Here is a 6,528-nt window from a genome sequence, read left to right on the forward strand (position 1 = left end):
CCCCCCCGCCACAGGTTGAGGCAATCATCCGATGAACATCCTCTACGACGAGCAGCTCGACGGCCCGCTGCCGAACGTGAACAAGCAGGCCCTGCTCGACGCCATGCAGGCACGCATTCCAGACCTGGATATCCTGCACCGCGACGAAGACCTCAGGCCTTACGAATGCGATGGGCTTTCTGCCTACCGGACCACGCCCCTGCTCGTCGTGCTGCCGCGGCGGGTCGAGCAGGTGCAGGCATTGCTCAAGCTGTGCCATGAACAGCATGTGCCGGTGGTGGCCAGGGGCGCCGGGACCGGCCTGTCAGGTGGCGCCCTGCCCCTGCAAAGCGGCGTGTTGCTGGTGATGGCGCGCTTCAACCAGATCCTGCACATCGACCCCGACGCCCGCATCGCGCGCTTGCAACCAGGGGTGCGCAACCTGGCGATTTCCCAGGCGGCCGCGCCGTTCGGGCTGTATTACGCGCCGGACCCTTCCTCGCAGATCGCCTGCTCCATTGGCGGCAACGTCGCGGAGAACGCCGGTGGCGTGCATTGCCTGAAATACGGCCTGACGGTGCACAACCTGCTGAAACTGGAAATCCTCACCATCGAAGGCGAACGCCTGGTCCTGGGCAGCGAGGCCCTGGACTCGCCGGGCCTGGACCTGCTGGCGTTGTTCACCGGCTCCGAAGGCCTGCTGGGGATCATTACCGAAGTCACCGTCAAGCTGTTGCCTCGCCCCCAGGTCGCCAGGGTGCTGCTGGCCAGCTTTGATTCGGTGGACAAGGCCGGACGGGCGGTGGCCGAGATCATCGCAGCCGGGATCATCCCCGGCGGCCTGGAAATGATGGACAACCTGGCGATCCGCGCCGCCGAGGATTTCATCCACGCCGGCTACCCGGTCGACGCCGAAGCGATCCTGCTGTGCGAGCTCGATGGCGTCGAGGCCGATGTCCACGATGACTGCGAACGGGTCCGCCAGGTGCTGCAACGGGCCGGCGCCACCGAGGTGCGCCTGGCCCGGGACGAGGCCGAACGCCTGCGGTTCTGGGCCGGACGCAAGAATGCGTTTCCGGCGGTAGGCCGCCTGGCGCCGGACTATTACTGCATGGACGGGACCATTCCCCGGCGGGCATTGCCCGAGGTCTTGCAGCGCATCGCCAGCCTGGGCAGCGAACATGGCCTGCGGGTGGCCAACGTGTTCCATGCCGGCGACGGCAACATGCACCCGCTGATCCTGTTCGACGCCAACCAGCCGGGCGAGCTGGAGCGCGCCGAAACCCTGGGTGGGAAGATCCTCGAACTGTGCGTCCAGGTGGGCGGCAGCATCACCGGTGAACACGGCGTCGGCCGGGAGAAAATCAACCAGATGTGCACGCAGTTCAACAGCGACGAGCTGCAGCTGTTCCACGCGGTGAAAGCCGCGTTCGATCCGCTTGGCCTGCTCAACCCCGGCAAGAACATACCGACCCTGCACCGCTGCGCCGAATTCGGCGCGATGCATATCCATGGCGGGCAATTGCCGTTTCCTGAACTGGAGCGATTCTGATGACCGCGCAAGCCGACCGCGACGCCAGCGAGCTGCTGATGGAGCAGGTCAATCGCGCCCGGGCGAGCGATACGCCGCTGCGCATCCAGGGCTCCAACAGCAAGGCTTTCCTGGGACGCCGGGTGGCCGGCGAGGTGCTGGACACCCGTGCGCATCGCGGCATCGTTGACTACGACCCCACGGAGCTGGTCATCACCGCCCGCGCCGGCACCCCGCTGCGGGAACTGTTGGCCACGCTGGACGCCGCCGGGCAGCGGCTGCCCTGCGAGCCGCCGGCGTTCGGCGCAGACGCCACGGTGGGCGGCATGGTCGCCGCCGGCTTATCGGGGCCGCGCCGCCCCTGGGCCGGCTCGGTGCGCGACTATGTGCTCGGCACGCGGATGATCAGCGGCCACGGCAACCTGTTGCGCTTCGGCGGTGAGGTAATGAAAAACGTTGCCGGCTACGACCTTTCGCGCCTCCTGGCCGGCAGTTTCGGTTGCCTGGGAGTGATCACCGAAGTGTCCTTGAAAGTGCTACCCAAGCCCCGCCATGGCTTGAGCATCTGCCTGGAAATGGACAGCCGCGAAGCCCTGGAAAAACTCGCCGAATGGGGCCGACAACCCTTGCCCATCAGCGCCGCCAGCCACGACGGCGATTGTCTGCACCTGCGCCTGGAAGGCGGCGAGGGTTCGGTCAGCGCGGCCCATCAGCGCCTGGGCGGCGAAGCCATCGACGATCAGTACTGGACCGAGCTGAACGAACATCGCCTGCCATTTTTCGCTGAAGACCTGCCCCTGTGGCGCCTGTCGCTGCCCAACGCTACCGGCCCGCTCGACCTGCCCGGTGCGCAACTGATCGATTGGGCGGGCGCACAGCGCTGGCTGAAAACCGACGCCGATACGGTCCAGGCCCTGGCCCGGGAATGGGGCGGCCATGCCGTCTGCTATCGTCCTGGCGCAACCGCAACGCCGTTCCAACCGTTGGCCCCGGCGCTGCTGCGCTACCACCGTCAACTCAAGGCTAAGCTTGATCCCCAGGGGCTGTTCAATCCTGGCCGAATGTACGCGGAGTTCTAGATGCAGACCCGGTTCAGTGAAACAAGCCAACGCCTGCCTCGCGCCGAAGAGGCCGAACGGATCCTGCGCAGTTGCGTGCATTGCGGCTTCTGCAACGCCACCTGCCCCACTTACCAACTGCTCGGCGATGAACTGGACGGCCCGCGCGGACGCATCTACCTGATCAAGCAGGTGCTCGAAGGCCAGCCGCCAACCGCCAGCACCCAACTGCACCTGGATCGTTGCCTGTCGTGCCGCAATTGCGAGACCACCTGCCCGTCCGGCGTCGATTATCACAACCTGCTGGACATCGGCCGGGCCGTGGTCGATGCGGCCGTGCCCCGCCCCGCCGGCCAACGCGCCCTGCGCCTCGGCTTGCGGGGCCTGGCCACGAGCCCCAAACGATTCAAGAATCTGCTGCGCCTGGGAACGCTATTCCGTCCACTGCTGCCGCCGAACCTGGAGGCCAAGTTGCCCCGCTCAGCGGCGCCACCCGGCACGCGCCCGGCCGTGCGGCACCCGCGGCGCGTGCTCATGCTCGAAGGCTGCGTGCAGCCGGGCCTGTCGCCCAACACCAACGCGGCCGCCGCCCGCGTGCTGGACCGGCTCGGCATCAGCGTCGTTGCCAGCCCTGATGCCGGCTGCTGCGGCGCGCTGGATTACCACCTCGACGCTCAATCAACCGGGCTGGACCGCGCCCGGCGCAACATCGACGCCTGGTGGCCGCACCTGCAGGACGGCGCCGAGGCGATCGTCCAGACCGCCAGCGGCTGCGGCGCGTTTATCAAGGACTACGGGCATCTGTTGGAGCACGACCCGGTTTATGCCGCCAAGGCGAAACACGTAAGCGAACGCGCGCTGGACCTGGTGCAGGTTCTCGGCAACGAACCGCTGGAAGAAATCTGCGCCGCCAGGGATCAACGCATCGCCGTCCATTGCCCCTGCACCTTGCAACACGCGCAGAAACTCGGTGGCAGCGTCGAAGCCCTGCTCGCACGGCTGGGCTTCAACCTCACCGAGGTGCCCGACGGCCACCTGTGCTGCGGCTCGGCCGGGACCTATTCGCTGACCCAGCCGGCGCTGGCGCGACAACTGCGGGACAACCGTCTCAACGCGCTGGAAAGCGGCCGGCCGGAGCTGATCGTCACTGCCAATGTCGGCTGCCAGAGCCACCTTGACGGCGCGGGTCGCACGCCCGTGCGGCACTGGATCGAGCTGGTGGATCAGTCCCTGGCAGAATGAAGTCGTGAAGATTCTTCGTTTGCCGGCACTGGCGAAGGCTGCGATCTTTTGTCCATCTTTCCCACAGCCCTCGCCAGGAATTCCCACGATGAGCTTCGTCAGCCCCGACCTGATCCGCCAACGCTTCTCCAGGGCGATGTCCGACATGTACCGCGACGAAGTCCCGCTGTACGGCGCGTTGATGAACCTGGTGGAGCAGACCAACGCCCGGGTGTTGGGCAACGATCCGCAACTGGCCGAACATCTGCGCAACACCGGCGAATTGCAGCGCCTGGATCTGGAGCGGCATGGCGCGATCCGCGTCGGCACCGCCGCCGAGCTGGCGATGCTGGGTCGGCTGTTCGCGGTCATGGGCATGCAGCCGGTGGGCTATTACGATCTCACGCCGGCCGGGGTGCCGGTGCATTCCACGGCGTTTCGCGCCGTGCATGAAACCGCACTGCAGGTCAGCCCCTTTCGCGTGTTCACTTCGCTGTTGCGCCTGGAGCTGATTGAAAACGCCGAGCTTCGGGCCTTTGCCGAATCGGTGCTGGGCAAACGGCAGATCTTTACCCCCGGCGCCCTTGAACTCGTCGAGCTGGCCGAACGCCAGGGCGGCCTGACCGAGCCCCAGGCCGAGGAATTCGTGTTGCAAGCGCTGGAAACCTTTCGCTGGCACCACAGCGCCACCGTCACCGCCGAACAATACCGTCAACTGAGCGCCCAGCATCGGCTGATTGCCGATGTCGTGGCGTTCAAGGGCCCGCATATCAATCACCTGACGCCGCGCACCCTCGACATCGACATTGTCCAGGCCCAGATGCCGGTGCATGGCATCACGCCCAAGGCCGTGATCGAAGGCCCGCCCCGTCGCCAATGCCCGATCCTGCTGCGCCAGACCAGCTTCAAGGCGCTCGATGAACCCGTCGCGTTCACCGACCAGGCACAATCCCAAGGCAGCCACAGCGCCCGGTTTGGCGAAATCGAGCAACGCGGCGCGGCGCTCACGCCCAAAGGGCGAGCGCTCTACGATCAACTGCTGAACGCGGCGCGGGACGCCCTGGGTGCGTTTCCCAACGAAGCCAATGCCGAACGCTACAACACGCTGATGGCTGAACACTTCGCCGATTTCCCTGACACCCTCGACGAACTGCGCCGACAAGCACTCGCGTACTTTCGCTATTTCGTGACGCCAGCGGGGCTGGCCGCCAAGGGCACGATTGGACGGTCGAGCTCGCTCGAGCACCTGCTCGCACAGCAATACCTAAGCGCCGAACCCTTGGTGTACGAGGATTTTCTTCCGGTCAGCGCCGCCGGCATCTTCCAGTCAAACCTGGGCGATGCCGCGCAGAATCACTACGCCGGACAGTCCAATCGGCATGCCTTCGAAACGGCGCTGGGGCGGTCGACCATCGATGAATTGGGGCTGTATGCCGAGACGCAGCAGCGCTCCGTCGATGATTGTCTGCGGACGCTGGGGCTGTGAAAACAAGCGCTGGGAGCAGAAGCAGCAAGTTGCGCATCGGCGATGGCATCATCCGCTCGACTCGCGCTCCTGACTCCCGCCAAGTCGGTGCTTCGTGTGTGTGCAAATTGACGCGACACGGCGTGCAGCCGTTTGCGTGAATTGCCGGAGGCGCACTGCAAAATTCGCCCTGCAAGTAAGCTAACACCCTGATCCAACTGTATTTTTTAGACAATGGCACAGCTCTTGATAACGCTCAGACCGCTTCCGGACGATTCGCGTCCTGGGGCTTCTCAGTTTATCCAGGAAGGAGAGCATCCATTGGCTACCCCCGCTTACATGTCCGTCACCGGTGAAAAACAAGGCCTGATCACTGCCGGTGCATTCACCGCCGACTCAGTTGGCAATACCTATCAGGAAGGTCATGAAGACCAGGTCATGGTGCAAGGCTTCGAGCATCAGGTGAACATCCCCCGCGACCCTCAATCGGGCCAGCCAACCGGCCAGCGCGTGCACAAGCCCCTGGTGATCACCAAAGTCTTCGACAAGGCTTCGCCTCTGCTATTGGCAGCCCTGACCAGCGGCGAACGCCTGACGAAAGTGGAAATCCAGTGGTACCGCACGTCAGCCGCGGGCACCCAGGAGCACTACTACACCACCACCCTGGAGGACGCGATCATTGTCGACATGAAAGACTACATGCTCAACTGCCAGGACCCGGGCAACAGCCACTTCACCCATCTGGAGGACGTTCATTTCAGCTATCGGAAAATCACCTGGACTCACGAGGTCAGCGGCACCTCTGGCTCCGATGACTGGCGCACCCCGGTAGCCGGCTAAGTCATGCAGGTGTTCGCCCAGTGTGACGGCCTCGGCATTCCATGCACTGGTAAAGAGCCTGGCACTGGGCGAACGAAAACAATGATAGTGGAGCCTGCCAGGTCTGTCGGTGAGACTGCCTTGAATAATTCTTCACATAGCGTGACGAGGGAGCCTGTTCTGGCGATCACGGCCTCAATCGCGCCGTGCCGTTTTTTGCGCATCGGTTTCCTGCGCCTCGGCATCGCCTTGCTGTTCTCGCTTGGCCGGGTCGTTCGGCCGTAGCGCATCGTTGTCTCGCTCCACTTCGCCGGGCAGAGCCGGCTCGTCGGGGTTGTGTTGGGTCTGATCGGGACCGGGCTTCATGGTGAACTCCTTGGGTTGGCGTTTGGTTGGATGGCTGCGTGGGCTGTCATCCGGGACCGGGTTGTCTTCTTCGCGAGCAGGCTCGCTCC

6 protein-coding genes are annotated in these 6,528 nt (G+C 64.7%); 5 read left to right on the plus strand and 1 reads right to left on the minus strand.

All coding sequences use genetic code 11. The annotated features are described in order from the left end of the window. The first annotated feature begins 31 nt into the window (after positions 1 to 31). From glcD to ACE04F_RS00970, 5 genes are all read left to right on the plus strand, one after another. On the plus strand, positions 32 to 1,531 hold the full coding sequence (gene glcD / locus ACE04F_RS00950; protein ID WP_486104134.1) for a glycolate oxidase subunit GlcD: 1,500 nt from the start codon (positions 32 to 34) through the stop codon (positions 1,529 to 1,531). Then, positions 1,531 to 2,589: a glycolate oxidase subunit GlcE gene (glcE, locus tag ACE04F_RS00955; RefSeq protein WP_486104136.1), complete on the plus strand. Its 1,059-nt coding sequence runs from the start codon at positions 1,531 to 1,533 to the stop codon at positions 2,587 to 2,589. The genes glcD and glcE overlap by 1 nt, the downstream gene beginning before the upstream one ends. Beyond that, positions 2,590 to 3,810, plus strand: a complete 1,221-nt coding sequence (glcF, locus tag ACE04F_RS00960) for a glycolate oxidase subunit GlcF (RefSeq protein WP_486104138.1) — start codon at positions 2,590 to 2,592, stop codon at positions 3,808 to 3,810. An 88-nt stretch (positions 3,811 to 3,898) separates the two neighbouring features. Beyond that, positions 3,899 to 5,275: a 2-oxoadipate dioxygenase/decarboxylase HglS gene (gene hglS / locus ACE04F_RS00965; protein WP_486104140.1), complete on the plus strand. Its 1,377-nt coding sequence runs from the start codon at positions 3,899 to 3,901 to the stop codon at positions 5,273 to 5,275. Between the two features lie 300 nt (positions 5,276 to 5,575). Then, on the plus strand, positions 5,576 to 6,094 hold the full coding sequence (locus tag ACE04F_RS00970; RefSeq protein ID WP_434569108.1) for an Hcp family type VI secretion system effector: 519 nt from the start codon (positions 5,576 to 5,578) through the stop codon (positions 6,092 to 6,094). A 174-nt stretch (positions 6,095 to 6,268) separates the two neighbouring features. On the opposite strand, the gene ACE04F_RS00975 is transcribed toward ACE04F_RS00970, so the two are convergent. Beyond that, positions 6,269 to 6,528 (minus strand): hypothetical protein (locus tag ACE04F_RS00975; protein ID WP_486104142.1); only part of this gene is annotated, 260 nt, incomplete at its 5' end.

The organism is Pseudomonas sp. AGC41 (assembly GCF_057334555.1).